This window comes from Halomonas sp. MES3-P3E (assembly GCF_002836035.1).
GTDB lineage: Bacteria > Pseudomonadota > Gammaproteobacteria > Pseudomonadales > Halomonadaceae > Vreelandella > Vreelandella arctica.
The window spans coordinates 62,057-86,157 of the sequence record NZ_PJBT01000021.1; the positions used below are offsets into that span (position 1 = coordinate 62,057).

A 24,101-nucleotide genomic window follows, 5' to 3' on the forward strand; every position below is an offset into this window, starting at 1 on the left:
AACTATATTTACCTTAAAACGCCCAGTCGTCGTCTTCGGTGGCGACGGCTTTGCCGATCACGTAGGAAGAGCCGGAGCCGGAGAAGAAGTCGTGGTTTTCATCGGCGTTGGGTGAAAGCGCCGCCATGATAGTTGGATCCACATCGGTAACGCTGCTGGGAAATAGTGGCTCGTAGCCAAGGTTCATCAGCGCTTTGTTGGCGTTGTAGTGAAGGAATTTCTTCACGTCTTCACTTAGGCCAACTTCGTCATACAGTGACTCGGTGTAGCGCACTTCGTTGTCGTAAAGCTCTAGTAGCAGCTCGTAGGCGTAATCTTTGACTTCCTGCTGCCGCTCTGGCGTCGCTTCCGCCAGTGCCTGTTGGAACTTGTAGCCAATATAGTAGCCATGCACAGCTTCGTCACGAATGATCAAGCGGATCAGGTCGGCGGTGTTAGTCAACTTGGCATGGCTTGACCAGTACATCGGCAGGTAGAAGCCGGAATAGAACAGAAACGACTCAAGAAAAACGCTGGCCACTTTGCGCATCAGTGGATCATCAGAGCGATAGCGCTCTAAGATCAGCTGCGATTTTGCCTGCAGCGTAGGGTTCTCTTCGCTCCAGCGAAAGGCATCATCTACATCACGTGTGGTGCAGAGTGTCGAGAAAATCGAGCTGTAGGAGCGCGCATGCACCGACTCCATAAAGGCGATGTTGGTGTAAACAGCCTCTTCGTGGGGAGTGCGCGCATCTTCCATTAATACCGGCGCGCCCACGCTGCTTTGAATAGTGTCCAGCAGCGTTAGCCCCGTAAACACACGAATCGTCAGCTGCTTTTCTTTTTCAGTCAGGGTGTTCCAGGACTGAATATCATTAGACAAGGGCACCTTTTCGGGTAGCCAAAAATTACTGGTCAGACGGTTCCACACTTCCAGGTCTTTATCATCCTGGAGTCGATTCCAGTTAATCGCATCTACTCGCGATAAACGTTGCATGGTGTTCATGGCATTGCTCTCAAAACGTAGCGTTCAATGCCCGGCGATCAACACCGGGCATTCAATAACAGTTACAAAGCGCTTGCTGATTACAGCGTGCAAGAAACGCAGCCTTCTACCTCGGTACCTTCTAACGCACTCTGGCGCAGACGAATGTAGTAAAGCGTTTTGATACCTTTGCGCCAGGCGTAAATCTGCGCTTTATTGATATCGCGCGTGCTTGCGGTGTCTGGGAAAAACAACGTTAGCGATAAGCCTTGGTCGACGTGCTGCGAGGCTTCCGCGTAGGTATCGATGATCTTTTCCGGACCGATTTCGTAGGCGTCCTGGAAGTAGTCAAAATTCGCTTCATCCAGAAAAGGCGCCGGGTAGTAAACACGCCCCAACTTGCCCTCTTTACGAATCTCGATTCTCGCCGCCACCGGGTGAATGCTGGAGGTGGAGTTATTGATGTAGGAGATCGACCCCGTCGGCGGCACTGCCTGCAGGTTACGGTTATACAAACCGTGGGCCATGACCGAGGCTTTCAGCTCCTGCCAATCATCCTGGGTCGGCAGCGCGATACCGCTGCGCTCAAACAGCCCACGTACTTTATCGGTGCGCGGCAGCCACGCCTGGTCGGTGTACTTATCGAAAAAGGTACCCGAAGCGTAGGTAGAATCTGCAAAGCCCGCAAACGACTCCTTGTGCTCAATCGCTAAGCGGTTCGACGCACGGATCGCATGAAAGGCAACGCAGTAGAAGTAGAGATTGGTAAAATCCAACCCCTCGTCGGAGCCGTAGTAGATGTGCTCACGCGCCAGATAGCCGTGCAGGTTCATCTGGCCAAGGCCAATCGCCCGCGACTGGGCATTGCCTTCGGCAATAGAAGGCACACTGCGCAGGTTGCTCATTTCCGAAACAGCGGTAAGACCGCGGATGGCAATTTCCACGCTGGTACCGATATCCCCTGCGTCCATCACTTTGGCAATGTTCATCGAGCCCAGGTTACAGGAGATATCCTGGCCGATATGGCGATAACCGAGGTCGTCGTCATACTCAGTCGGTGTGTTGACTTGGAGGATTTCCGAGCACAGGTTGCTCATATTGATACGGCCAGCAATCGGGTTAGCGCGGTTTACCGTATCTTCAAACATGATATACGGGTAACCCGACTCAAACTGCAGCTCTGCCAACGTTTGGAAGAAGGCGCGCGCATTGATCTTGTGCTTGCGAATGCGCGCATCCGCGACCATCTCCTGGTATTTCTCGGTAACGCTGATATCACCAAACGGAACACCGTAAACCCGCTCGACATCGTAGGGCGAGAACAGGTACATGTCGTCGTTGCGCTTGGCGAGTTCAAAGGTAATATCCGGAATCGTCACGCCCAATGAGAGCGTTTTGATACGAATTTTCTCGTCGGCATTTTCCCGCTTGGTGTCGAGAAAGCGCAGAATGTCCGGGTGGTGAGCATTCAAGTAGACCGCACCCGCGCCCTGGCGTGCGCCCAACTGGTTCGCGTAGGAGAACGCGTCTTCCAGCAGTTTCATGATCGGGATAATGCCCGAGGACTGGTTTTCGATGCGCTTGATGGGCGCGCCAGACTCTCGAATATTGGAGAGCAGGAAGGCAACGCCACCGCCCCGCTTGGAAAGCTGAAGCGCCGAGTTAATGGAGCGACCGATCGACTCCATATTGTCTTCGATGCGTAGCAGGAAGCAAGATACTAGTTCGCCGCGCTGCTGTTTGCCACAGTTCAAGAAGGTCGGTGTCGCAGGCTGAAAACGGCCGGAGATGATTTCATCGACCAGTGATTTGGCCAGCGTTTCATCGCCCCGCGCCAAGGTCAGCGCGACCATGCAGACACGGTCTTCATAGCGCTCTAAATAGCGCTTGCCGTCAAACGTCTTCAGCGTATAGCTGGTGTAGTATTTGAAAGCGCCCAAAAAACTTGGGAAGCGAAATTTATACGCATAGGCCTGCTCGAACAACGCTTTGATAAAGGCAAAGCTGTACTGGCCCAGCATTTCCGCTTCGTAGTACTGCTCTTCCACGAGGTAATCGAGCTTCTCTTCTAACGAGTGGAAGAACACCGTGTTCTGGTTAACGTGCTGTAAAAAGTACTGGCGAGCCGCTTCGCGATCTTTATCCAGCTGTAACTCGCCGTTGGCCCCGTATAGATTGAGCATGGCATTGAGGGCGTGGTAATCCAGCGTACGCGCCTCAGGAGCCGCCGCAGGCCGTTTTGTTTCTGACACATTCTGGGTAGCTACGTTAGTCGTTTCCAAAACTCTTCTACTCCTTTGCGCACGTTGACCACGTCATCGTCAGTGCCAAATAATTCAAATCGATACAGCAGCGGTACGTGGCATTTTTTCGCAATGATGCGGCCAGCAAGACCATATGCTTCGCCAAAATTGGTGTTTCCCGCAGCAATGACTCCCCGCAGGAGGTTCCGGTTATGCGTGTCGTTGAGAAAATGAATGACCTGCTTGGGTACGGCACCCTGTGAACTTCCCCCACCATACGTAGGGGTAACTAAAATATAAGGCTGGGAAACACGTAGCGCAGGCTCATCTCGATTTAGCGGCAGCCGCGTCGCGACAAAACCAAGCTTTTCTACAAAACGATGGGTGTTACCTGATTTAGTAGAGAAGTACACCAAATTGCCGGCCATCGGTGTGTGTGAGCAACTTGCCAGCATGTTGTCGGCTTACGCCAGGGCTTGAATACGATCCGGACGGAAACCCGACCAGTGATCTTCGCCGACGACTACGACGGGAAGCTGCCGATAGCCCAGCGCTTCTACTTCTTCTTGGGCACCGGACTCTGCGGTAATATCGATAACGGTGTAATCGAGCCCCTGCTTGTCGAGCGCACGGTAAGTAGCGGTGCATTGAACACAAGCTGGCTTGCTATAAATCTGAATTTCCATGGGTAATTCCCTTTTCATAGCGGCATTTTTCGGGTAGAGCACATCTAGTGCCCGCCCTCACTAAAAGACACAACGCATACTATATATAGACCATTGGAAAATCAATTCAAGCATATGTGGTATTTTTTTACCCACAGGATATTGACAGCTAATGCCCAAGGCTATCCCAGTCAATAAAAAAACCGCCCACTAAAAAAGCGGGCGGTTTTTTTCACAGCGCTAGAACTGGCGCCATTAGCGGGTCATAGCCGTATTAGCTAATCGCTGCCTGATAACGACGCTCTACGTCTTCCCAATTGACCACGTTGAAGAACGCAGCAATATAGTCAGGACGCTTGTTTTGATACTTCAGGTAGTACGCATGTTCCCAAACATCCAAACCGAGTAGCGGCGTATTACCGTGCATCAGCGGGCTGTCTTGGTTCAGGGTATTTTCGACGACCAGCTTTTTCTCAGGTGTAACGGAGAGCCATGCCCAACCGCTACCAAAACGACCAACGGCCGCTTTTTTGAATTCTTCTTTAAAAGCTTCAAGGCCGCCGAGCTCGGCATCAATTGCTTTTGCAACATCACCTTGAGCATTACCACCGCCGTTGGGCGACATCATCTGCCAGAACATGGAGTGGTTGGCGTGACCACCGCCGTTATTGATAACGGCTTGACGCTTGGCTTCCGGAACACGATCCAGATTAGCGATGAGTTCTTCGACAGGTACATCTTCAAGACCTGTGCCTTCCAGCGCGGCGTTCAGGTTGTTGATGTAGGTTTGATGGTGACGAGAATGGTGAATTTCCATCGTCATTGCATCAATGTGTGGTTCGAGAGCGTCATATGCGTACGGCAGTTCGGGTAGTGTATGTGCCATATCATCATCTCCTTGAGTGGCTTTCGTTGCGTTCATTTACCTATGTGCGGTCAGCCCGCAGCTTTTTCAACCACCGGGGTGGTTTTTCTTACCCTTTGCCCCAGTACTTTAGTCAACTATTGGCAGTTTACCTAATGTACCCATCACAAAAAAGCCGACTTCTGGCGAAGTCGGCTCAATGTTTATAGATCATTCAAATGCTTACAACTTGCTCTCAAGCTCCGGCAGGATCTCGAACAGATCCCCCACCAAGCCATAGTCGGCCACCTGGAAGATCGGTGCTTCGTCGTCTTTGTTGATAGCGACGATGACTTTGGAGTCCTTCATGCCCGCCAAGTGCTGAATCGCGCCTGAAATACCCACCGCAATGTACAGGTCGGGTGCGACGATCTTACCAGTCTGACCCACCTGCATGTCGTTGGGTACGAAACCGGCGTCTACCGCTGCACGGGAGGCGCCGATAGCAGCGCCCAGCTTGTCGGCAATGCCGTCCAGCAGCTTGAAGTTCTCGCCGTTGCCCATGCCGCGGCCTCCGGAGATCACCACCTTGGCGCCGCCTAGTTCTGGACGGTCGCTCTGGGCCAGCTCTTCTTTGACGAAGCTGGATTGGCTGTTTTCGGCGACAAAATCCACCGCTTCAATCGTGGCGCTGCCGCTTTCACCGACGGCATCAAAGCCGGTGGTACGAATGGTGATCACTTTCAGCGCATCATCGCTTTTCACCGTTGCAATGGCGTTACCGGCGTAAATCGGACGCAGGAAGGTATCGGCACTCTCGACACCCAGCACATCCGATAGCTGGCTGACGTCTTTTAGCGCGGCTAGGCGCGGCAGAACGTTCTTGCCGGTGGTAGAAGCGCTGGCCAGTACGTGGCTGTAGCCATCGGCCAGTTCTACCAGCAGCGCGCCCATGGGCTCGGCAAGCTGGTGGGCGTAAACAGCGTTGTCCGCCACGCGTACTTTATTAACGCCGTCGAGTTTCGCCGCAGCGTCTGCTGCCGCTTGAACGCCTTCACCGGCGACCAAAATATCAATATCGCCACCAATGGCCTGGGCGGCCGCCACGACGTGGGCGGTGGCGCCAGCCAGTTGGCCTTCATGTAGGTCGGCAAGTACCAAAATGCTCATAGCATCAGCTCCTTTCAAAGCGTTTATCTCAAAGTACGGAGAGTCAAGAACCGACCTTAAAGAACTTTGGCTTCATTTTTCAGTTTGTCGATCAGCTCGTCGACCGAGGCCACTTTGACACCGCCTTTGCGCTCGGCAGGGGATTCCACCTTGAGCAGGCTCACCTTAGAGGCCACTTCCACGCCGTAGTCGGCAGGAGTTTTTACATCCAGCGGCTTTTTCTTGGCCTTCATGATGTCCGGCAGCTTGGCGTAGCGCGGCTCGTTCAGGCGCAGGTCGGTGGTGACAATCGCCGGGAGCGTGAGAGCGATGGTTTGCAGGCCGCCGTCGATTTCACGGGTAACATTAACCTTCTCCCCGTCCACCGCCACTTCCGAGGCAAAAGTACCTTGTGGCAGGCCCGTCAGCGCGGCAAGCATCTGGCCGGTCTGGTTGTTGTCGGTGTCGATGGCTTGCTTGCCGAGAATCACCAGACCGGGCTGTTCTTCATCCACTACCTTCGCCAGCAGTTTGGCCACGGCCAGCGATTCGGCGCGCTCGTCGGTTTCAATATGGATGGCGCGATCCGCGCCCAGCGCCAGCGCGGTGCGCAGCTGCTCTTGGGCGGCTTTAGGGCCGACCGTGACGGCGACGACTTCGGTCGCCACGCCCTTCTCTTTCAGGCGCACCGCTTCTTCCACAGCAATTTCGCAGAAAGGGTTCATGGCCATTTTGACGTTGGTCAAGTCCACATCGGAGTGGTCCGCTTTCACGCGGATTTTGACGTTGTAGTCGATGACGCGTTTCACCGCGACGAGTACTTTCATAGGTTCCTCGCTTGGCTTGTAATAAAAGCCGTTAACCTGGGACGGCACCCGCTTCGCGAGTACCCCTTATTAAATAGCGACTAATAATAGAATTACTGCATACGTTATGAGCAAAAAGTCTTGCTTGGGCACTGCCCAAATTGGCAGTGCCGTCAAATTCATTCAAGCGTTTGATAGGTACCTGATTGAAAAACCCTATCAATTTGCCATAGCCTGCCAGTTAGTGACAATACTTGCTAGCTACTGCCTTGGTCTTAGCATTGATCTATCGCTAGCAACACATACAGCCAAGAAATGCGGTTTGCACCATCGTAGGCGTGACCTGACACAGGTATTATGCCTATCATGGGGCATAACCAGAAGCAAACGACCGTTTTAAATTAAGGCCATCTGTTTATAAGCTAGTACCTAAAACGTAGGCATTCACTAGCTTTTGCAGATATTGGCGCTTAAAGAGAATAAGGAGAAGCCGGGTGGAAACTGTTGAACGCGATGTAATGGACTTTGATGTCGTCATTGTCGGCGCTGGCCCATCCGGGCTTTCCGCCGCCTGCCGACTCATGCAGCAAGCTAACGAGGCGGAGCAAGAGTTAACGGTCTGTGTGGTTGAGAAAGGCTCAGAAGTTGGCGCTCATATCTTGTCAGGAGCGGTTTTTGAGCCCCGCGCACTGACCGAACTCTTCCCTGACTGGAAAGAACGCGGCGCGCCGCTCAATACGCCCGCCATTCGCGATGACGTTGTTTTACTTAAGGACGCTGAAAAAGCGCAAAAAGTGCCTAACGCACTTGTGCCGAAAAGTATGCACAACACCAGCGGCGATCAGCAACGTTACGTGATCAGTGCCGGTAACCTCTGCCGCTGGCTGGCTGAGCAGGCAGAAGCACTCGGCGTTGAAATCTTCCCAGGCTTTGCCGCCCAGGACGTTATCATTGAAGACAACGCTGTGCGCGGCATTCTGATTGGTGATATGGGCGTCGCCGCCGATGGTACACCCAAAGATGGCTACATGCCGGGTATGGAACTGCGTGCCAAATACACGCTATTTGCTGAGGGCTCGCGCGGCCATATTGGGAAGCGCTTAATTAAAGACTTCTCGCTGGATGAAGGTCGCGACCCCCAGCACTACGGTATTGGCCTCAAAGAGCTGTGGGATGTACCTGCCGAGCAGCATGAGCCTGGCTTGGTAGTTCACGGTTCAGGCTGGCCTTTAGATAAAAACACCCACGGCGGGTGGTTTTTATACCATGCGGAAAATCAGCAGGTGGTGGTGGGTCTTATTATGGATCTTGGCTACCAAAACCCGTGGCTTTCACCGTTTGATGAATTTCAGCGCATGAAACATCATCCGGCTATTAGCCAATACCTTAAAGACGGCAAACGCGTTGCTTACGGCGCCCGGGCCATTACCAAAGGTGGCTTCAACTGCCTGCCAAAAATGACCTTTCCCGGCGGTTTGCTGGTCGGCTGCGATGCGGGCACGCTCAACTTTTCCAAAATTAAGGGCTTACACACCGCTATGAAGTCGGGCTTAGTAGCTGCCGAGAGCGTGTTTGAGGCAATTAAAGGAGGTGATGAGGGCGCTCAGGAACTGACAAGCTTTAATCAGAAGTGGGAAGCCAGCTGGGCGTATCAAGAGCTTAAAGAGAGCGCCAGCTTCGGTCCGGCTATCCATAAATATGGCACCATCGGTGGCGGCGCGTATAACTTTGCCCACCAGCTGCTGGGCAACAAGTTACCCAACGTGCATGACACCACTACCGATCACGGCGCCCTGAAGCCTGCGGACGAGTTTGAAAAGATTAACTATCCCAAGCCGGATGGAAAGCTTTCCTTCGACAAACCGTCATCAGTGTTTCTGTCGAATACCAATCATGAAGAAAACCAGCCGTGCCATTTACGCCTGGAAGATCCGGAGCTACCGATCCGTGAGAACCTGCCTAAATATGCAGAACCAGCACAGCGCTACTGCCCGGCGGGTGTGTACGAAGTGATTGAAGATAGCGAAGGACAGCCGCGTTTTCAGATTAACTTCCAGAACTGCGTACACTGCAAAACTTGTGATATTAAAGACCCAGCGCAAAATATCACTTGGGTAGCACCGGAAGGCGGCGGCGGCCCCAACTATCCTAATATGTAAGCCAACCACTCTAATATGTAAGTCAGCCGCATGAATGTTACGGCTAGAAGGGAGCAAGCATTCCTACTGGCCGTAGCATCCCCCCTTTCACATTCAACTTATACGCTACGAGAGAATAGCGCTTTGTGAGCCTTCCAATAGCTGAATGGGCGCTCGGCGGGCAATAAGCCTGCGTCGGCCAGCCTGATCAAAGCGCACATCAATCACTGGGTCGCTCGCATTTCCCTCTACTGCCGCCACTTCACCCTCACCAAATACCGCATGGTGCAGACGCTGACCGGGATAAAAGCGCGTATCGGCCGAATAAGTTGCCTTATACTCTTCCACGTGTGCCGCTGCAAGCACAATGTCTTCACGTCCTAAACGCGCCAGATAACGCTCAACTAGTCCCACCGATGTCACTTGCAGCGATGCTTCTGGTGCACTGGGGTTAGCTAGACAAGAGGCCACACGCATACTGTCTTGCCAGGCACTTTCGGCAATAAAGCGACTAGGACGATGCGCGCCCCCGTCATGGAGCACTAATAGCTGTTCTTGGGCACGAGTGATGGCTACGTAGAACAACCGCCGCTCCTCCTCCAAGCGCTCATCGCTAAGCGGATTATCGCGGCTGTAGTGGGGAAAATCCTCTTCATTGACACCGGCTACTGCGACCAGTGGCCACTCAAGCCCTTTGGCACCGTGCACTGTGCTAATCAGCACGCCGCCCGCCTGGTTTTCAACCGGACGCTCCAGCAGCTCGATGAAGGCATCTGGATCTTGAACGCTTTGGGCTTGTTCGATTAATACATCAAGTAAGCGTACATCCTCTTCGCCTTTATCCCGCCGCGCCGCTGCCCGTTTAAGTGTTTTTTCCGCCTCAATGGTTTCCACTACATGCCTTAACAGCTTGGCGGGCGGCCATGCACTCAGCTGCGGCAATTCACATAGCAGCAACCAGCGTTTTTTAAGCGTACGCCGTTGGATCGGCTTTAATGCCGTCAACATAGGGTCATGCCGCTCAGGCCACTGCTGGGTAGTCGCCAGCTGATAGGCTAATCGCTGCAGTCGCTCACGAGCAACAAAGGGAGTCGGCTGGGAAAGCAATAGTAATAGTTGCTGTGGATCGCGTAGCAGATCGGGACGACGCGACAGCTTCAAGTACCCGGCGAGTGCCTGTACCAACGGCAGACGAAAGACAAAACGATCCTCACGCTGAAGTCGAAATGGAATGCCCGCCTGCAAAAGCGCCAGTTGAAACGGCACCGATAGCGCCCAACTACGCACCAGTAAACTGGCCTCGTTAAACGCACGTCCTTGGGCCTGCCAATCCATCAGGGCATCCAGTAACAGCCGACTGCCCTGCCCTACCGAAACGCGCGTCTCAGGGTTATTGGGCGCGGCCAGACACAGCTGATTGGGGCGGCGCTGATTGGCGGCAATGGCATGATTAGCGGTAAGCGCCAAGGCATGGCCATGACGGAACGTGGTAGATAGCGGGTAGTCGGTGGCCTCGCCAAAGGTGGCGGTAAAATTTTCCAGCATCGTATCGGGTTTGGCGCCACGCCACTCATAGATGCATTGGTTAGCATCGCCGACCGCCATTACCTCGGCACGGCTGCCCACCAGCACAGATAAAAGACGCTGCTGAGCGGCATTAATATCTTGATACTCGTCAATAATGACATGATCCAGAAACCCCTCGACGCGACCACGCAGGGCGCTATCTTCCTCTAACGCCTGCAAAGGGCGATAAAGTAAATCAGCGTAGGTCATCACCCCTTCCGACTCTAGTAGCCGCTCCGCCTCGGCAAAAGCGGCCGGAAAATAGTCGGTATCCGGGTCAAAATTGAGTCGCTCATGGAGCGATTCAGGGGTAATCATCTCTGCTTTAACCAAGCCGCAGAAGTGGGCCAAGGTTTCAAGCCTATCACCTTCAAGAGCAGCATCGCGGCGCTCAACCGAGTCGCGCAGCACATTAAGGCTCGCTTGACGAAGCAGCCTCTCTAATTGCCAATCGGCGGATAATAGCTGACGAGGCGCAAGCGCCCCCCAGCGACATAGGCTTTGGGTTAAGCGGTGGCCCAGCGAGTGAAACGTGCGCACATCCGGCAGCGCCTGCCCGGCAGGCGCCATTGACGCTAAACGGCGCTGAAAATCATCCTTGGCGGAACGGTTAAACATCAACACCAGAATGCGCTTTTGCGGCACACCACTGGCCAACAGGTGTAGCACCCGAGCGGCCATAGTGGTGGTTTTACCTGCGCCTGCGACGGCCGCCACCCGCGCATGACCGGCGGTATGATTCACAACGGCCTGCTGTTCAGCAGTTAACTTCACGGCGTCTCGCCTGATGCTTCATCGTCAAGCTGACCGAGCGCAAACCACTGACCGGCACTCATTAACCCAATCTCAGTAGTGCCATTGTCGTTTTCACGGGCTTCGGCTGCGTCAACAAGCTGGTAATACACATTACGGTGCAGCCTGGCGGCCAGCCCAAAGCGTACCGGCAGTTGCGGGACTGCCTCGCTTTGAGGCGTTAAAGTGACGGAAAGCGGGTGCTCAGCATCCAAGCGAACGACATCGTCAAACTGGGTGGTGAACCACCAGGCATCGTCGTGAAAGTCAGCCTCTACCGCGACCAGCGGTAGGTCTTCCACCTCTATCCGCCAACGCTCTACCGGCGTGACTAAGCAGTAACCATCTTCGTCAAGGCGTAGCAGCGTGGCCAATAAACGCGCCACCTTGGGACGGGCAAAGGTCCGCCCTTCGTGCCACCAACTGCCATCGGCGTGAATACGCAGGTTCATATCTCCAGAGAGCGGAGGCTGCCATTGGTCAAGGGGAGGAATAGTGCCTCCCACTTCGTCACGCTGCAGCAGCAATCTATCGATATTCATCTCGCCCTCCTTGCTTAAGCGCATTCAACTCACACGGTTATAGAAGTCCAGACTGCTCTAACGCCTCTTTGACATGGTGCGGAGCATCAGGCGCGGCGGCAAGAAAGAGCTGATAAAAGTTGGCTGTGGTCTGCATGGCGACCTCGTCAACACTGATCCCCCGCTCGTTAGCGATGCACTCCGCCACTTCCACTACCCAGGCCGGCTCGTTGGGCTTGCCGCGATAAGGAACAGGAGCAAGGTAAGGGCTATCGGTTTCGATTAGCAAGCGATCCAGCGGCAGCTGGCGGGCTAGCTCGCGCAGCGGTGCAGCGTTACGAAAGGTGATAATCCCCGATAACGAAATGTAAAAGCCCAGTCTTACGGCTTCACGGGCCATCGCTAAGTCTTCAGTAAAACAGTGTAATACACCGCCCACGCGAGGGTCGCTATATTCACGCAGCAGCGCCAGTGTTTCTTCTTTGGCTTCACGGGTATGTACAATCACTGGCAGCTCTAACTCACGCGCGGCGATCAAATGACGCTTGAAACGCTCGTGTTGCACATCTACCGGCACGCTGTCTCGATAGTGATAATCCAGTCCGGTTTCACCAATGGCTACCACGTCATACTGCTCGGCAGCCTCTTTTATATCCTCAACGCTGGGCTCGCTCTCACTGTGATGCAAAGGATGCAAACCAGCAGAGATCGCCACATCGTGATGCGCTCGAGCAATGGCTGCGAGTTGCGGCAACTCCTCCAAAGTGACGGCGACCGCAAGAAATTGGCTAACGTGGGCCGCGCGCGCAGCCATCAGCGTGGCAGCGAGGTCGCCCCCGTGAGTCTGGTCAGATAAACGATCTAGGTGACAGTGCGAATCAACAAACATGCAGGTCTCGACAACGGGTAGGCCGTTAACACCATGGTGCTTACTTTAAAGGTATCAACGACGGTTTAATCAGAGCGTGAACGACGGGGCTGCCTTATCCAACTGTCCGGCAAGCAGCGTCTCAATGCGGTCACGCACAGGGTAATCTTGCTGGCTGAAATGTAGACCAATACCAGGTATGCGGCGGCCGCTGACACCCTCAGGCGAGACCCACACCACCTGGCCGGTGATTGAAAGACGTTCGCTTTCACCCGGCAGCGTCAGCAGTAAAAACACCTGCTGGCCCAGTGCATAGGGAGTCTGAGTGGGCACGAAAATCCCCCCACGGTCCAGAAATGGCATATAGGCGGAGAGCAGTGTCGGCACATCGGGAATGTTAAGAGAGAGCGCTTTTTGGGCTGCCATAACAACCTCGCTAGATTGCTGTAAATAGGGAGAACACATTCCGCTAGGAGCGCAGCAGAGCCGCCCAGCGAACCAACCACGCCTCAAGCACCAACTGGGGATTTGGGTTAGCTCCCACCGCCAACAGACGCCGCTGTTCACGGGCATAATCCAGCAGGCGAAACCAATCCTGCACCCGGCCATTTTTGACCGCCTGGCGATAAAGCGGCTCAAGATCGGGGTTGTGCAGCACTGCTGCTTCACCGGATAAACCGAGACGAATCAGGTCTTCCAGCCAGGCGATACCGTACCACAAGATGGCATCAATCGCCTGGCGATCCAGCCGCGCGGCCTCAGAGACAGGCTCTGCGCCACGCACCAACTGCTCAAAACTGTCGTGAATTTGGTGGCGCAAAGCGCGCTCTTCGGGCGCGGCCAATTCCACCGCCAGTAGCGGCAGGCCACCCGCTACCTGCCACCAGAAGTAGGCTTCGTCGGCACTGTTGAGTTTCTCAATCAGCCAACCACGACACGCTTCAAAGGCAACACTGGGCAGGGACCACTGCTGACAGCGCGAGCGGATCGTTGGCAGCATCCGTGAAGGCACATCAGAAAGTAGGATAAATAGCGTCTTATCGCCGGGCTCTTCAAGGCTTTTGAGCAGCGCATTAGCAGCGGCAACGTTCATTGCCTCAGCCGGTGAAATGACGATGACCCGGTATCCCCCCTGCTGAGCCGTTTGTGAAACAAAGCGGTTAACCTCGCGAATAGGGTCAATACGAATCTGGCGCTTGCCATCTTCCGGCGAGACCCGCAGCAAATCAGGATGGTATCCCGATGCCAACATCGCGCAGCTATGGCAATGCCCGCAGGCCTGGTCTGCGGGGGCGGCGCATAGTGTCCGGGCGATTAACGCTTCCGCCAACTGTTGCTTACCTACCCCATGGGCGCCATGAATGAGCAGCGCATGGGGCATCCGCCCTCCATCGGCCAGACGGGTTAGCTGATGCCAAGTGGCAAGGTGCCACGGCATAACGCCGCTTAACGCCATGCGGTTACTCGCGCCGAAAGGGTCTTACGAAGCTGCGCTTGTACTTCTTCAAGGTGATGCTGAGCATCAATCACCGCAAAACGTTCGGGGTCTTCTTCCGCTCGCGCCAAATAGGCGTCGCGTACAGCCTGGAAAAAATCGGCCTGCTCTTGCTCAAAACGGTCACGCTGCTCGTGACGATCGCGCAGGCGGGCTTCTAACCGCTGCTTGGCCGCCTCTTTGGGCATATCGAGCAAAAGCGTTAAATCGGGCGCGAATCCCTGCTGAACAAAATCTTCCAGTACGGCAATACGTTCCTTGGCAACGCCTCGGCCACCGCCCTGATAGGCAAAGGTAGCGTCAGTAAAACGATCACACACGACCCAAGCCCCTCTTGCCAGGGCAGGCAGAATTTTCTCCGCTAAATGCTGCGCCCTAGCGGCAAACATAAGCAGCAGTTCTGCGTCCACATGCAGCGGCTCTTGGGGGGCGGGGTCCAGCAGCAGTGCTCGAATAGCTTCGCCTCGCTCAGTCCCCCCCGGCTCACGTGTGCGCACCACTTCCAGCCCCTGGGCTTCCAACCACTCGGCGACAAAGCCCACATTGGTAGACTTTCCCACGCCTTCGCCGCCTTCCAGCGTAATGAAGCGTCCCCGCTTACTCATCATGCTCCCTTACTGTGGTGATCAATGTGGTGATGACGTTGATGATAGGTCATGGCGATTACCGGTTGCGAATATAGCGATTAACGGCATTATTATGCTCCCGTAATGTACGCGAGAAGTGATGCGTGCCATCACCCCGGGAAACAAAATAGAGCGTTTCGCCGGGTAGCGGGTTTACCGCCGCTTCCAATGACGCACGCCCCGGCAAAGCGATCGGCGTGGGCGGCATGCCATCAATCACATAAGTGTTATAGGGCGTCGCTTCACGTAGATCAGCACGGGTGATGCGACCTTCATAGCGCTCGCCCATGCCATAAATAATCGTCGGATCAGTTTGTAAGCGCATGCCCTGCTCCATGCGTCGCTTGAACACCCCGGCGATTTCACGACGCTCCTCCGGCGCCCCCGTTTCGCGCTCAATCAAAGAGGCCATAATAAGCGCCTCATAGGGTGACTCAATGGTCAGGTCGTCGGCACGCTCTTCCCAGACACTGTCCAGAATTCGTTCCATACGCTCAAGCGACTGCTGTAGTAGATCGACGTCGCTCATTCCCAGGTGGTAGCGATAAGTATCGGGAAAGAACCATCCTTCAGGAAAGGTGCCTTCGCGATCAAGTAGCGTCATCACCTCTTCGTCGCTCAAATCAGCCGTGCGATGGTCAAGTTTTGGCGCGGCATTGAGCAAGTCGCGCATTTGACGAAAGGTCCACCCCTCAGGAATCGTCAGCGGATAGGTGACAACGTTATTACTACCTAGCAGCGCCATCATTTCCAGCCCGCTCATATCCGGCAAAAGCTGATATTCGCCAGTACGCAGTCGCGGCACGCGCGCAGGCTCCACCCGCGCTAATAAGCGAAACGCCCAAGCATCTTCCAGTATGCCCTGGGATTCCAACTCCGCCACCACCTGATTAAACCCCGCACCAGAAGGCACTTGGTAAAGCGTTGGCTCATCAAGCGCTAGCGGTGCCTCTAAGCGGCTCTGCCAATAAAAATAACCGCCTGCTGCACCGGCAGCCCCGATTATGACTACGACTAACAAAGCGGTTAATAACCGTTTCACCATGACACCTCAAAATAATTGCGGGGCGATATTGATACAAAGGTTGACGTTTAGGCAAAGCCTAACAACTGATGGGCCAAGCGCTGGAAGGGATCAGAGTCACTCACAGCCCAGCGCTGCAGCAACGAACCATCCGCTGCTAGCAGCGTCGTCACAGGCCACACTCCCTGAACAGAGTTTGCCACCCATAGCCGCTCTACCTCTGCAAGGCGATCCAGCGACAGCGCCCCCTGGGCAGCGACACCTTGATCAATTAATCCAGCGCGCAGTGTGCCTGCTACGCCGCATTGGTCAACAAAAGGCGTGAACACCTGCCCCGCCTCCTGCCAAAAAATATTCATACTGGTGGCTTCTATGACCCCGTCTTCGCTATCAGCGAGCACACCTTCGGCGATCGAGGGATCGCTCCACTCCTGGCGGGCCAGTACGTTCTCCAGCCGATTAAGATGTTTAATACCGGCCAGCCGCGGCTGGCGGCTAAGACGCAAATCACAAAGCCGCACCGTTACCCCCTGCTGCCAGCGGTGGATCGAGGGCTGAAATGGCGTTCGACGACTAAGTAAACGCGGTGTTACTTCATCCGGCTGCGCATAACCCCGCCCGCCACTGCCACGCGTCAGGATAAGCTTGAGGACTTCAAGCTCAGCGGTGCAATCATCCTGCCACGTGGCATCTAGTGCTGCTTGGCAAGGTAACGGTATATTTAGGCGCTGACACCCCTTCGCTAGACGGTCTGTGTGATAGCGCCACAGCACCGGTGCACCTGCACGCAACAGTACCGTTTCAAAGAGACCATCGCCATACGCTAGCCCGCGATCATCAAACGGCACAGTTTGTTCGTCAGATAAAGCGGGCGGCAACATCGTCAATTACACCTTCTTGAATAACAGCGAACCGTTAGTACCACCAAAGCCAAAGGAGTTGGAAAGCGCCATATCAATCCGCATGTTCCGCGCGGTATGCGGCACATAATCCAGATTGCAACCCGGCTGCGGGTTATCCAGGTTGATGGTCGGCGGTGCGATCTGGTCACGAATTGCCAGAATGCTGAACACTGCCTCTACCGCACCAGCGGCACCCAACAGGTGGCCGATCATCGACTTGGTAGAGCTCACGGCCACATTATTGGCTGCATCACCCAGTACGTTCTCAATGGCTCGACTTTCTGCCAGGTCACCTGCCGCGGTTGAAGTGCCATGGGCATTGATATAGTGCACTTCAGAAACGTCAACCTGGGCATCTTTGATCGCATTGCGCATTGAGAGCGCTGCACCACGGCCGTCTTCCGGTGGCGATGTCATGTGGTAAGCATCATCACTCATGCCAAAACCGACCAGCTCGGCATAGATGTGAGCGCCGCGCGCTTTGGCATGCTCATACTCTTCTAGCACCAACACACCCGCACCGTCCGATAACACAAAGCCATCGCGATCAGTATCCCACGGGCGGCTGGCCGCCTGAGGGTCATCATTACGCGTTGAGAGCGCGCGTGCAGCTGAAAAGCCGCCCAGACCTAGCGGGGTTGTCGCCATCTCGGCACCACCACAGACCATGACGTCTGCGTCGCCATAGGCGATCGTGCGCGCACTGTAGCCAATATTATGGGTACCGGTGGTACAGGCAGTGGTAATCGCGATATTCGGCCCTCTAAAGCCGTGCTGAATCGCCATATTGCCCGAAATCATATTAATGATGGAACCCGGCACAAAGAACGGCGACACCTTACGGGCCCCACCCTTGTTGAGCGCGTTGTGGTTATGTTCAATCATGGGTAGACCGCCAATGCCTGAACCGATAGCCACACCGATACGATCCGCATTCTCTTCAGTGCACTCGATACCGGAATCTTCAACCGCTTGAGCGCCCGCCGCCATACCGTACTGAATAAAGAGATCCATCTTGCGAGCATCTTTAGGATTCAGGTACGGACTAATATCAAAGTTCTTGATCGACCCACCAAAACGCGTGTTAAAGCCACTGGTGTCAAAATGCTCAATAGGCGTAATACCGCTTTTACCAGCAACAATGTTGGCCCACGATTCATCTACGCTATTGCCCACTGGGGTCACCAGGCCTAACCCAGTTACCACTACCCTTTTCCGTGCCATTAGCTTTCCTCCAGGCATCCATGGTGACGCGACCCACTTGGGTCATTCGCTGCTTAAATTTGGTCAACAGTATAACGGAGATTGAACGTTATAAGCATTGTGGCAGCAAAGCAAAAAAGCCGCCCTGCGAAAGGACGGCTCTTAAGGCGGGTGACTAGCACCCCACCCTGGTTCGATGCATCGACGCAGCCCTTACTGGTGGGCGTTCACGTAATCGATGGCTTCTTGAACCGTGGTGATTTTCTCAGCTTCTTCATCAGGAATTTCAGTATCGAATTCCTCTTCCAAAGCCATGACCAGCTCAACGGTGTCGAGCGAATCAGCACCCAAGTCTTCTGTAAAAGAAGAGCTGTTTTGGATGTCTTCTTCTTTAACGTTCAGGCGCTCTGCTACCACTTTCTTAACGCGCTCTTCAATAGTACTCATTAACGTACTCCAGTCGTTCACATTAGCCGTTTTTGATAACCAGCTATTTGGAAACCGCAAGCCAAAAGCTGCGGGGTAGTTTATAGACGCCCTTGGGTCGACGCAACCGCCATCCCCAAGGCCATCAACGCATATTCATGCCGCCATTCACGTGAAGCGTCTCACCGGTGATGTAACCGGCTGCATCACTGGTCAGAAAGCCAACCGCTGCGGCGATCTCTTCCGGCGCCCCTAAGCGAGCCAACGGAATTTGCTTAAGTAACATTTCATGCTGGGCTTCGGGCAGCGCCTCGGTCATATCGGTGGCAATAAAACCCGGCGCCACCGCGTTAACCGTAATGGCGCGAGAAGACACCTCACGCGCTAAAGCACGGCTAAAACCTTCCATACCCGCTTTTGCTGCAGCATAGTTAGTTTGGCCCAGGTTGCCCATGGTTGCCACTACAGAGCTGATCGACACAATACGCCCAAAACGCGCCTTGGTCATACCCCGCAAACACGCCTTACTAACACGATAGACAGATTTTAAGTTGGTATCCATCACGGAGTCCCACTCATCTTCCTTCATACGCATCAGCAAATTGTCTCGCGTGATACCGGCATTGTTAACCAAAATGGTCGGCGCACCAAAGCGCTCAGTGATGGTTTTCAATACGCTGTCAATGCTGGCCTGGTCGGTCACGTTAAGACACAGACCTGCGCCTTCAATGCCATTCTCTTTTAAATCAGCATCAATTTTCTCAGCACCGGATTCGCTGGTCGCTGTGCCAATGACGATACGGCCTTGACGGCCTAGCTCACGAGCAATGGCCTGGCCAATACCGCGACTGGCCCCTGTTACCAGGGCAACTCTACTTTCTTGGGTCATAACGTTCTGCCTCTAACCGTGTAATCAAGCAAGGATAGCGGAATAACACAACCCTTGGTCACGCTTTATCAGCTAACGTTTCACGCGCCAGCTCAAGCGCAGCATTCAGGCTGTCAGGATCATTCACTGCCAACCCCTTGCTACCCTTCACGATACGCTTATTGAGACCGGTCAACACCTTTCCAGGCCCGCACTCAATAAATACTTCAACACCTTGACTGGCCATTGCCTCAACGCAGGCGCTCCAGCGCACTGGCTGATAAAGCTGTTCGATGAGGCGTGTACGCAGTGTAGCGGTATCAGCATGCGCCTTGGCGTCAACATTTTGAATCACGGTATAGCGTGGCGCTCGCAATTCAATCGCCTGCATAGCCTCCGCTAGACGCTCGGCGGCCGGGCGCATTAACGCACAATGCGAAGGAACGGAAACGGGCAATGACATAGCGCGCTTGGCCCCCGCTTCTTGGCAGGCAACGATAGCCCGCTCCACGGCCGCCTTTGAGCCTGCCACTACGACCTGCCCAGGGGAGTTGTAGTTGACAGCAGACACCACGTCGCCCTGGGCGGCTTTTTCACAGGCGGCTTCAACCGCCTCGTCTGCCAAACCAAGGATGGCTGCCATACCACCTTCACCCGCGGGAACGGCCTCCTGCATGGCCTCACCGCGCAGACGCACTAAGTTAACGCCTTCGGCAAAGCTCATGACGCCAGCGCACACCATCGCGCTGTATTCGCCCAAGCTATGGCCCGCCATTACAGTAGGCCGAGGCCCTTCTAGCTCCTGCCAAACGCGCCAAATAGCGACGCTGGCAGAAAGTAATGCGGGCTGGGTGCACGCGGTTGCATTAAGCGATGCTTCAGGACCCTCTTGGACGACTTTCCATAAGTCATAGCCCAAAGCATCCGACGCTTCCTCAAATGTCGTTCCCACCACACTATAGCGCTCGGCCAGCTCTCGCAGCATTCCAACCTGCTGAGAGCCTTGCCCGGGGAAAATGAGGGCAAGGGGTTGAGACATGTCGTTCACCTTTGCACTTGTAGGCATTTGCTCATATGAGCGATAGGCGAGATTATTGGCACATCCTGATGCCACCTATAAACTCGCAAAAAATAAACTATTTATTATCTAATCATGGCTCGCAGGTGCCACTGCTTCACTTAATGGCGCCTGCCAACGGCCTGCGATCCGCGCAGGTAAATTATGTTCTACTTCCTGAAGAGCACGCTGGATAGCGTAGTAGAAACCATCGGCATGGGTACTGCCGTGACTTTTCACCACGATACCGCGCAACCCCAACAAACTGGCCCCGTTATAGCGCACAGGATCTAACTCCTGCTTTAAACGCCTCAACACAGGCTTGGCCAGTAGGCTTGCTAGACGACCACTTAAGCGCGATTCAAACGCCATCTGCACGCGTTCAACCAACATACTTGTCAACCCTTCGCTTGCCTTGAGCACAGCGTTACCCACAAAGCCATCGCATACCACTACGTCAAGCTGGCCTTTAAACAGGTCACCACCCTCGGCATAACCTTGATAATCAAAAGCACCACTATTGGCATGCTCGCGCAGCAAACGATCAGCTTCGCGAACGCTGGCGCATCCTTTAGTAGCCTCAGCACCAACATTGAGCAGCGCGACACGTGGCATAGCCGTGCCATCGACACACTGCGCCATCGCCGCGCCCATTAGCGCAAAATCCACCAGCCGATGAGCGGGAGAGTCCACATTGGCGCCTAAGTCCAGCAAATAACAGCGACGCCCTTGGCGCGCTGGAATCGCGGTACTGATCGCTGGCCGAGAAATACCCTCGACCATCCCCAGCTCGCGCCTTGCTAATGCCACAAGCGCTGCCGTATTACCCGCACTTACACCGGCAACCGCCTCGCCCTGGGCGACACTTCGCAGCATGCGCACCATACTGGTCGCCTGCCCCCTGCGCAGCGCCCAGGCAGCGGTTGTCGATGGCATAATGCAGTCAGGTGCTTCACGCGCCACCAAACGTGACGTTGCCGCAGCCAGAGGCTGCGGCAAGCGTGAAAGCTCAGCAAGAATCTGCTGACGCGGGCCAAACAGAATCAGCTCAAGGTCTGGGTGTTCCACCACTGCCTTTGCAGCACCTGTGATAATCGCATGAGGGCCTTGGTCACCCCCCATCACATCTATCGCTAGGCGCATACCGCACTGAGTCCGTTTAGCCGCTTAATAACGCAATTGAGGTTTATACCTCAATCACTTTACGACCACGGTAGAAACCGTCTGGAGAAATGTGGTGACGCAGGTGAGTCGTACCGGTTTCTTTGTCTTGAGACAGCGTCGGAGCGGTCAGTGCATCGTGGCTACGACGCATGCCGCGCTTGGAACGAGTTTTACGGTTCTGTTGAACTGCCATGGGTGTTTACTCCAAGGTATTTAAGGTAAAGGGTGCTTATTTTTTGCCTTTTAAGACATTGAGCACCGCGAATGGATTCGTCGCTGGCGTTGTTTCTGCCGCCGCGCCTTCTGTTTTGCTGACCAGCTGCTCCGCCGAGACATGACATTCGGCTTCATCGTGATAGACCACTTGAGGCAGGCTAAGAATCAATTCATCCTCAACCACCGTCAAAAGATCCAGCTGTTCCTTTTCCACCAGCACCGGTTCATGACTAGCAGGCAACTCGGCCGCTAAGGCTTCGTCAGTGACCATTCCAAGCAAAAAGTCACTGCTCACCTCTTGAGGCAGCGGCACCAGGCAGCGTCGGCAGGCAAGCGCCAACGTCGCTTGCAAGTGGCCACGAATTTCACGACGACCTTGAGCATCGACGCCAAACTCAAGCACGACATGACAGTCGCCGGTTTGGACACCCGCTTCTTCGGCAAGACGTGGCAGTTTATCCAGCGCTACCAAGCCTTCGATTCGTTCGTGGCGGGCTGCGAGCTTATAAGGCTCAACCCGACTGGGGAGTTGTGAGGTCAACATAGGCGCGCAATGATAGGCACTCCCCCTGCTGGTGTCAAAGCTGTCGGTATATTTCTTCATGCCTTCCTCAATAAATAACCAACCGCGGCCTCAATAAACGGCCAACATAGGCAGGTTTAGCTGCTTTCGCTACACTCTACTGCTTTGAAATTGCATTTGCGCCACGTTGCACACACATCCCTTAGACATGCGCCACTACCCAGCCAGGAGCTATTTGTGACTTCATCCGCAATGACCGAGCCATCAAGCAGTCAGGCATCAACGACCGAGCTGGTACTGGCCTCCAGCTCGCGTTGGCGACGCGAGCTGCTGGATCGACTGCAGCTCCCCTACCAATGCTATTCGCCGGATATTGATGAAACACCCCATAGTGGCGAAACACCCCACGCTCTGGTCCATCGACTAGCGCTCAGCAAAGCTAACGCCGTTGCGCACCATTTCCCCCACCACTGCATTATCGGCTCTGACCAAGTAGCAGTATTTGAAGGCGACATTCTTGGCAAACCGCATACGGAAGGCAAGGCACGCGCTAACCTAAGCCGCTTTTCCGGCCAGCGTGTCACTTTTTTGACCGGTTTAGCGCTGCTGGATACACGCCACCAGCGTCATCAGGTACACGTCGAGCCATTCGAGGTGGTTTTCCGCCACTTGAGCACCCAGGAAATTGAAAACTATGTCGCCAAAGAACAGCCACTCGACAGCGCTGGCAGCTTTCGAATGGAAGGCTTAGGCATAGCGCTGTTTGAGAAGCTTGAAGGCCGCGATCCTAACGCATTGATTGGGTTACCACTGATTGCGCTTTGCGACATGCTGCGCCAAGCGGGCTTAGACCCGCTTGGCGCCTCCTGATTATCAATAGAGCTGACAACCAAGGGCCTGACAACTAAGCGCTTAGAAGCGCAGCGGGGTAGCGGGCGCTCTGACGCCTACCACCTCAGCGACGACCTGGGTAAAGCGGCGCGTCAGGCGCTCAAATGGATCAAGACTCGGCGTATAATCGACCCAATGGGTGTCACCCACTCGGTCACGCGCCACTTGCTCAAGGCTGCCTAACTGGTCAACCAAGCCTAGATCAACGCTCTGCTCACCACTCCAGACCAGGCCTGAAAATATATCGGGGCTGTCGCTAAGCCTTTCACCTCTTCCCGCACGCACATCATCAATAAACTGACGGTGAGTTTGGCTGAGCACTCCCTGCCAAAACTGCTCCGCCTCTTCATCCAGCGGCTTAAACGGGTCAAGAAAGGCTTTATTTTCACCAGCAGTCAGCACGCGGCGCTCCACACCAATACGCGCTATTGCCTCTTCAAAACCAAAGCCCGCGTAAATAACGCCAATAGAACCCACCAGGCTCACCGGCGACGCAACGATCTCATCCGCCGCCGCCGCAATATAATAAGCGCCGCTGGCACCGATATCTTCGATCACTGCGATAATTGGCTTATCGCCCTGCTCGCGTAGACGCATAATTTCTGCATAGATACGCTGAGACTGCACCGGGCTACCACCAGGGCTATTAATGTGCAGCACCACAGCGGAAGCGCCTTCCGCCTCCCAGGCGTTATTCAACCCCTCAATGATACGCTCGGCATTGGCAGGCGAATCGCTGGCAATTACCCCGCTGACCTCCACAATCCCTAAGTGTCGCTGTGTGGGCGCGGTAGCACTAGGCGAATCCCAAAACAGACTATAAAGGATGGTAAATAGCGTCACCAACACAATAGTGAGCATCATCAGGCGGAAAAACAGCTTCCAGCGGCGAGTGCGTCGCTGTTCCGTTAACACGCCGCCTATCCAGTGATCCATCATTTCCAGCTGCGCCAGCCGTTGGCGTTCGCGCAGGGTTTCGGCATCATCGTCTGGCGCACCCGACATCGGCTTAGCGCCCTTACTAGGAGGCACTTCTGATCCCTGTGTCCAACGATCCTCCCTCACCTCATTGCGATCATCATTGGTCGGGCCGTCACGTCCGTCGTTTGTGCCACCGGGGCGGGTTGGGTCGTCGCTCATAAAATGTCCT

25 protein-coding genes are annotated in these 24,101 nt (G+C 54.6%); 2 read left to right on the plus strand and 23 right to left on the minus strand.

Going from position 1 to position 24,101, the window contains the following annotated elements; all coding sequences use genetic code 11:
* Window positions 1-13 precede the first annotated feature (13 nt).
* The 7 genes from nrdF to CXF87_RS07500 form a co-directional block, all read right to left on the minus strand.
* Complete coding sequence (gene nrdF, locus CXF87_RS07470; protein ID WP_035566164.1) at window positions 14-985, minus strand: class 1b ribonucleoside-diphosphate reductase subunit beta; 972 nt, start codon at window positions 983-985, stop codon at window positions 14-16.
* Window positions 986-1,065: 80 nt separating this feature from the next.
* The gene (gene nrdE / locus CXF87_RS07475; protein WP_269801094.1) at window positions 1,066-3,246 is read right to left on the minus strand and encodes a class 1b ribonucleoside-diphosphate reductase subunit alpha; all 2,181 of its coding nucleotides are present in this window, start codon (window positions 3,244-3,246) and stop codon (window positions 1,066-1,068) included.
* Window positions 3,228-3,662 carry a class Ib ribonucleoside-diphosphate reductase assembly flavoprotein NrdI gene (gene nrdI, locus CXF87_RS07480; protein WP_083832196.1) on the minus strand — a complete coding sequence of 145 codons (435 nt, stop codon included), beginning with the start codon at window positions 3,660-3,662 and terminating at the stop codon, window positions 3,228-3,230. Before nrdI ends, nrdE begins: the two co-directional genes overlap by 19 nt.
* A gap of 9 nt (window positions 3,663-3,671) precedes the next feature.
* Window positions 3,672-3,893, minus strand: coding sequence for a glutaredoxin-like protein NrdH (nrdH, locus tag CXF87_RS07485; protein ID WP_008956787.1), 222 nt, complete (start codon window positions 3,891-3,893; stop codon window positions 3,672-3,674).
* Window positions 3,894-4,146: 253 nt separating this feature from the next.
* Window positions 4,147-4,758, minus strand: a complete 612-nt coding sequence (locus tag CXF87_RS07490) for a superoxide dismutase (protein ID WP_101146182.1) — start codon at window positions 4,756-4,758, stop codon at window positions 4,147-4,149.
* A gap of 201 nt (window positions 4,759-4,959) precedes the next feature.
* Window positions 4,960-5,886 (minus strand): electron transfer flavoprotein subunit alpha/FixB family protein, encoded by a 927-nt coding sequence (locus CXF87_RS07495; RefSeq protein ID WP_101146183.1) that lies wholly within the window; start codon window positions 5,884-5,886, stop codon window positions 4,960-4,962.
* A gap of 56 nt (window positions 5,887-5,942) precedes the next feature.
* On the minus strand, window positions 5,943-6,692 hold the full coding sequence (locus CXF87_RS07500; RefSeq protein WP_101146184.1) for an electron transfer flavoprotein subunit beta/FixA family protein: 750 nt from the start codon (window positions 6,690-6,692) through the stop codon (window positions 5,943-5,945).
* Window positions 6,693-7,165: 473 nt separating this feature from the next.
* On the opposite strand from CXF87_RS07500, the gene CXF87_RS07505 reads away from it, so the two are divergent.
* On the plus strand, window positions 7,166-8,830 hold the full coding sequence (locus CXF87_RS07505; protein WP_101146185.1) for an electron transfer flavoprotein-ubiquinone oxidoreductase: 1,665 nt from the start codon (window positions 7,166-7,168) through the stop codon (window positions 8,828-8,830).
* A 105-nt stretch (window positions 8,831-8,935) separates the two neighbouring features.
* On the opposite strand, the gene CXF87_RS07510 is transcribed toward CXF87_RS07505, so the two are convergent.
* From CXF87_RS07510 to CXF87_RS07580, 15 genes are all read right to left on the minus strand, one after another.
* Window positions 8,936-11,149, minus strand: a complete 2,214-nt coding sequence (locus CXF87_RS07510) for an ATP-dependent helicase (RefSeq protein WP_101146186.1) — start codon at window positions 11,147-11,149, stop codon at window positions 8,936-8,938.
* Entirely contained in the window at window positions 11,146-11,709 is a 564-nt protein-coding gene (locus CXF87_RS07515) for a DUF1285 domain-containing protein (protein ID WP_101146187.1), read from the minus strand. Before CXF87_RS07515 ends, CXF87_RS07510 begins: the two co-directional genes overlap by 4 nt.
* Window positions 11,710-11,746: 37 nt before the next feature.
* Complete coding sequence (locus CXF87_RS07520; RefSeq protein WP_101146188.1) at window positions 11,747-12,577, minus strand: TatD family hydrolase; 831 nt, start codon at window positions 12,575-12,577, stop codon at window positions 11,747-11,749.
* Window positions 12,578-12,646: 69 nt separating this feature from the next.
* On the minus strand, window positions 12,647-12,982 hold the full coding sequence (locus CXF87_RS07525; RefSeq protein ID WP_101146189.1) for a PilZ domain-containing protein: 336 nt from the start codon (window positions 12,980-12,982) through the stop codon (window positions 12,647-12,649).
* A 43-nt stretch (window positions 12,983-13,025) separates the two neighbouring features.
* Window positions 13,026-14,012, minus strand: coding sequence for a DNA polymerase III subunit delta' (locus CXF87_RS07530; RefSeq protein ID WP_101146190.1), 987 nt, complete (start codon window positions 14,010-14,012; stop codon window positions 13,026-13,028).
* On the minus strand, window positions 14,003-14,656 hold the full coding sequence (gene tmk, locus CXF87_RS07535; protein ID WP_198556023.1) for a dTMP kinase: 654 nt from the start codon (window positions 14,654-14,656) through the stop codon (window positions 14,003-14,005). Before tmk ends, CXF87_RS07530 begins: the two co-directional genes overlap by 10 nt.
* A 58-nt stretch (window positions 14,657-14,714) precedes the next feature.
* Window positions 14,715-15,722, minus strand: a complete 1,008-nt coding sequence (mltG, locus tag CXF87_RS07540) for an endolytic transglycosylase MltG (protein ID WP_101146192.1) — start codon at window positions 15,720-15,722, stop codon at window positions 14,715-14,717.
* A 47-nt stretch (window positions 15,723-15,769) separates the two neighbouring features.
* Window positions 15,770-16,582 carry an aminodeoxychorismate lyase gene (pabC, locus tag CXF87_RS07545; RefSeq protein ID WP_101146193.1) on the minus strand — a complete coding sequence of 271 codons (813 nt, stop codon included), beginning with the start codon at window positions 16,580-16,582 and terminating at the stop codon, window positions 15,770-15,772.
* 6 nt (window positions 16,583-16,588) lie between these two features.
* The gene (gene fabF, locus CXF87_RS07550; RefSeq protein ID WP_008956800.1) at window positions 16,589-17,827 is read right to left on the minus strand and encodes a beta-ketoacyl-ACP synthase II; all 1,239 of its coding nucleotides are present in this window, start codon (window positions 17,825-17,827) and stop codon (window positions 16,589-16,591) included.
* A 192-nt stretch (window positions 17,828-18,019) separates the two neighbouring features.
* Window positions 18,020-18,253, minus strand: coding sequence for an acyl carrier protein (gene acpP / locus CXF87_RS07555; protein ID WP_008956801.1), 234 nt, complete (start codon window positions 18,251-18,253; stop codon window positions 18,020-18,022).
* 124 nt (window positions 18,254-18,377) lie between these two features.
* Window positions 18,378-19,121, minus strand: coding sequence for a 3-oxoacyl-ACP reductase FabG (fabG, locus tag CXF87_RS07560; RefSeq protein ID WP_101146194.1), 744 nt, complete (start codon window positions 19,119-19,121; stop codon window positions 18,378-18,380).
* 58 nt (window positions 19,122-19,179) lie between these two features.
* Window positions 19,180-20,139 (minus strand): ACP S-malonyltransferase, encoded by a 960-nt coding sequence (gene fabD, locus CXF87_RS07565; RefSeq protein ID WP_101146195.1) that lies wholly within the window; start codon window positions 20,137-20,139, stop codon window positions 19,180-19,182.
* Between the two features lie 108 nt (window positions 20,140-20,247).
* The gene (plsX, locus tag CXF87_RS07570) at window positions 20,248-21,300 is read right to left on the minus strand and encodes a phosphate acyltransferase PlsX (RefSeq protein WP_008956804.1); all 1,053 of its coding nucleotides are present in this window, start codon (window positions 21,298-21,300) and stop codon (window positions 20,248-20,250) included.
* Window positions 21,301-21,343: 43 nt separating this feature from the next.
* Window positions 21,344-21,514 (minus strand): 50S ribosomal protein L32, encoded by a 171-nt coding sequence (gene rpmF, locus CXF87_RS07575; protein WP_008956805.1) that lies wholly within the window; start codon window positions 21,512-21,514, stop codon window positions 21,344-21,346.
* 36 nt (window positions 21,515-21,550) lie between these two features.
* Window positions 21,551-22,081 (minus strand): YceD family protein, encoded by a 531-nt coding sequence (locus CXF87_RS07580; RefSeq protein ID WP_008956806.1) that lies wholly within the window; start codon window positions 22,079-22,081, stop codon window positions 21,551-21,553.
* Window positions 22,082-22,312: 231 nt separating this feature from the next.
* On the opposite strand from CXF87_RS07580, the gene CXF87_RS07585 reads away from it, so the two are divergent.
* Window positions 22,313-22,930, plus strand: coding sequence for a Maf family protein (locus CXF87_RS07585; protein WP_101146196.1), 618 nt, complete (start codon window positions 22,313-22,315; stop codon window positions 22,928-22,930).
* A gap of 42 nt (window positions 22,931-22,972) precedes the next feature.
* Here the strand turns inward: CXF87_RS07585 and sppA are convergent, their stop codons facing one another.
* Window positions 22,973-24,091, minus strand: a complete 1,119-nt coding sequence (gene sppA, locus CXF87_RS07590; RefSeq protein ID WP_101146197.1) for a signal peptide peptidase SppA — start codon at window positions 24,089-24,091, stop codon at window positions 22,973-22,975.
* Window positions 24,092-24,101: the final 10 nt, after the last annotated feature.

Excerpts from the sequence above, each read along its gene's own strand:
- mltG (WP_101146192.1), bottom strand. The coding sequence starts at position 15,722 with ATGGTGAAACGGTTATTAACCGCTTTGTTAGTCGTAGTCATAATCGGG.
- nrdH (WP_008956787.1), bottom strand. The coding sequence starts at position 3,893 with ATGGAAATTCAGATTTATAGCAAGCCAGCTTGTGTTCAATGCACCGCT.
- CXF87_RS07500 (WP_101146184.1), bottom strand. The coding sequence starts at position 6,692 with ATGAAAGTACTCGTCGCGGTGAAACGCGTCATCGACTACAACGTCAAA.
- CXF87_RS07585 (WP_101146196.1), top strand. The coding sequence starts at position 22,313 with ATGACCGAGCCATCAAGCAGTCAGGCATCAACGACCGAGCTGGTACTG.
- fabG (WP_101146194.1), bottom strand. The coding sequence starts at position 19,121 with ATGACCCAAGAAAGTAGAGTTGCCCTGGTAACAGGGGCCAGTCGCGGT.
- plsX (WP_008956804.1), bottom strand. The coding sequence starts at position 21,300 with ATGCGCCTAGCGATAGATGTGATGGGGGGTGACCAAGGCCCTCATGCG.
- fabD (WP_101146195.1), bottom strand. The coding sequence starts at position 20,139 with ATGTCTCAACCCCTTGCCCTCATTTTCCCCGGGCAAGGCTCTCAGCAG.
- CXF87_RS07530 (WP_101146190.1), bottom strand. The coding sequence starts at position 14,012 with ATGGCGTTAAGCGGCGTTATGCCGTGGCACCTTGCCACTTGGCATCAG.
- tmk (WP_198556023.1), bottom strand. The coding sequence starts at position 14,656 with ATGAGTAAGCGGGGACGCTTCATTACGCTGGAAGGCGGCGAAGGCGTG.
- CXF87_RS07580 (WP_008956806.1), bottom strand. The coding sequence starts at position 22,081 with ATGTTGACCTCACAACTCCCCAGTCGGGTTGAGCCTTATAAGCTCGCA.
- nrdI (WP_083832196.1), bottom strand. The coding sequence starts at position 3,662 with ATGCTGGCAAGTTGCTCACACACACCGATGGCCGGCAATTTGGTGTAC.
- nrdF (WP_035566164.1), bottom strand. The coding sequence starts at position 985 with ATGAACACCATGCAACGTTTATCGCGAGTAGATGCGATTAACTGGAAT.
- rpmF (WP_008956805.1), bottom strand. The coding sequence starts at position 21,514 with ATGGCAGTTCAACAGAACCGTAAAACTCGTTCCAAGCGCGGCATGCGT.
- pabC (WP_101146193.1), bottom strand. The coding sequence starts at position 16,582 with ATGTTGCCGCCCGCTTTATCTGACGAACAAACTGTGCCGTTTGATGAT.
- sppA (WP_101146197.1), bottom strand. The coding sequence starts at position 24,091 with ATGAGCGACGACCCAACCCGCCCCGGTGGCACAAACGACGGACGTGAC.
- CXF87_RS07525 (WP_101146189.1), bottom strand. The coding sequence starts at position 12,982 with ATGGCAGCCCAAAAAGCGCTCTCTCTTAACATTCCCGATGTGCCGACA.
- acpP (WP_008956801.1), bottom strand. The coding sequence starts at position 18,253 with ATGAGTACTATTGAAGAGCGCGTTAAGAAAGTGGTAGCAGAGCGCCTG.
- CXF87_RS07515 (WP_101146187.1), bottom strand. The coding sequence starts at position 11,709 with ATGAATATCGATAGATTGCTGCTGCAGCGTGACGAAGTGGGAGGCACT.
- CXF87_RS07520 (WP_101146188.1), bottom strand. The coding sequence starts at position 12,577 with ATGTTTGTTGATTCGCACTGTCACCTAGATCGTTTATCTGACCAGACT.
- CXF87_RS07490 (WP_101146182.1), bottom strand. The coding sequence starts at position 4,758 with ATGGCACATACACTACCCGAACTGCCGTACGCATATGACGCTCTCGAA.
- CXF87_RS07495 (WP_101146183.1), bottom strand. The coding sequence starts at position 5,886 with ATGAGCATTTTGGTACTTGCCGACCTACATGAAGGCCAACTGGCTGGC.
- fabF (WP_008956800.1), bottom strand. The coding sequence starts at position 17,827 with ATGGCACGGAAAAGGGTAGTGGTAACTGGGTTAGGCCTGGTGACCCCA.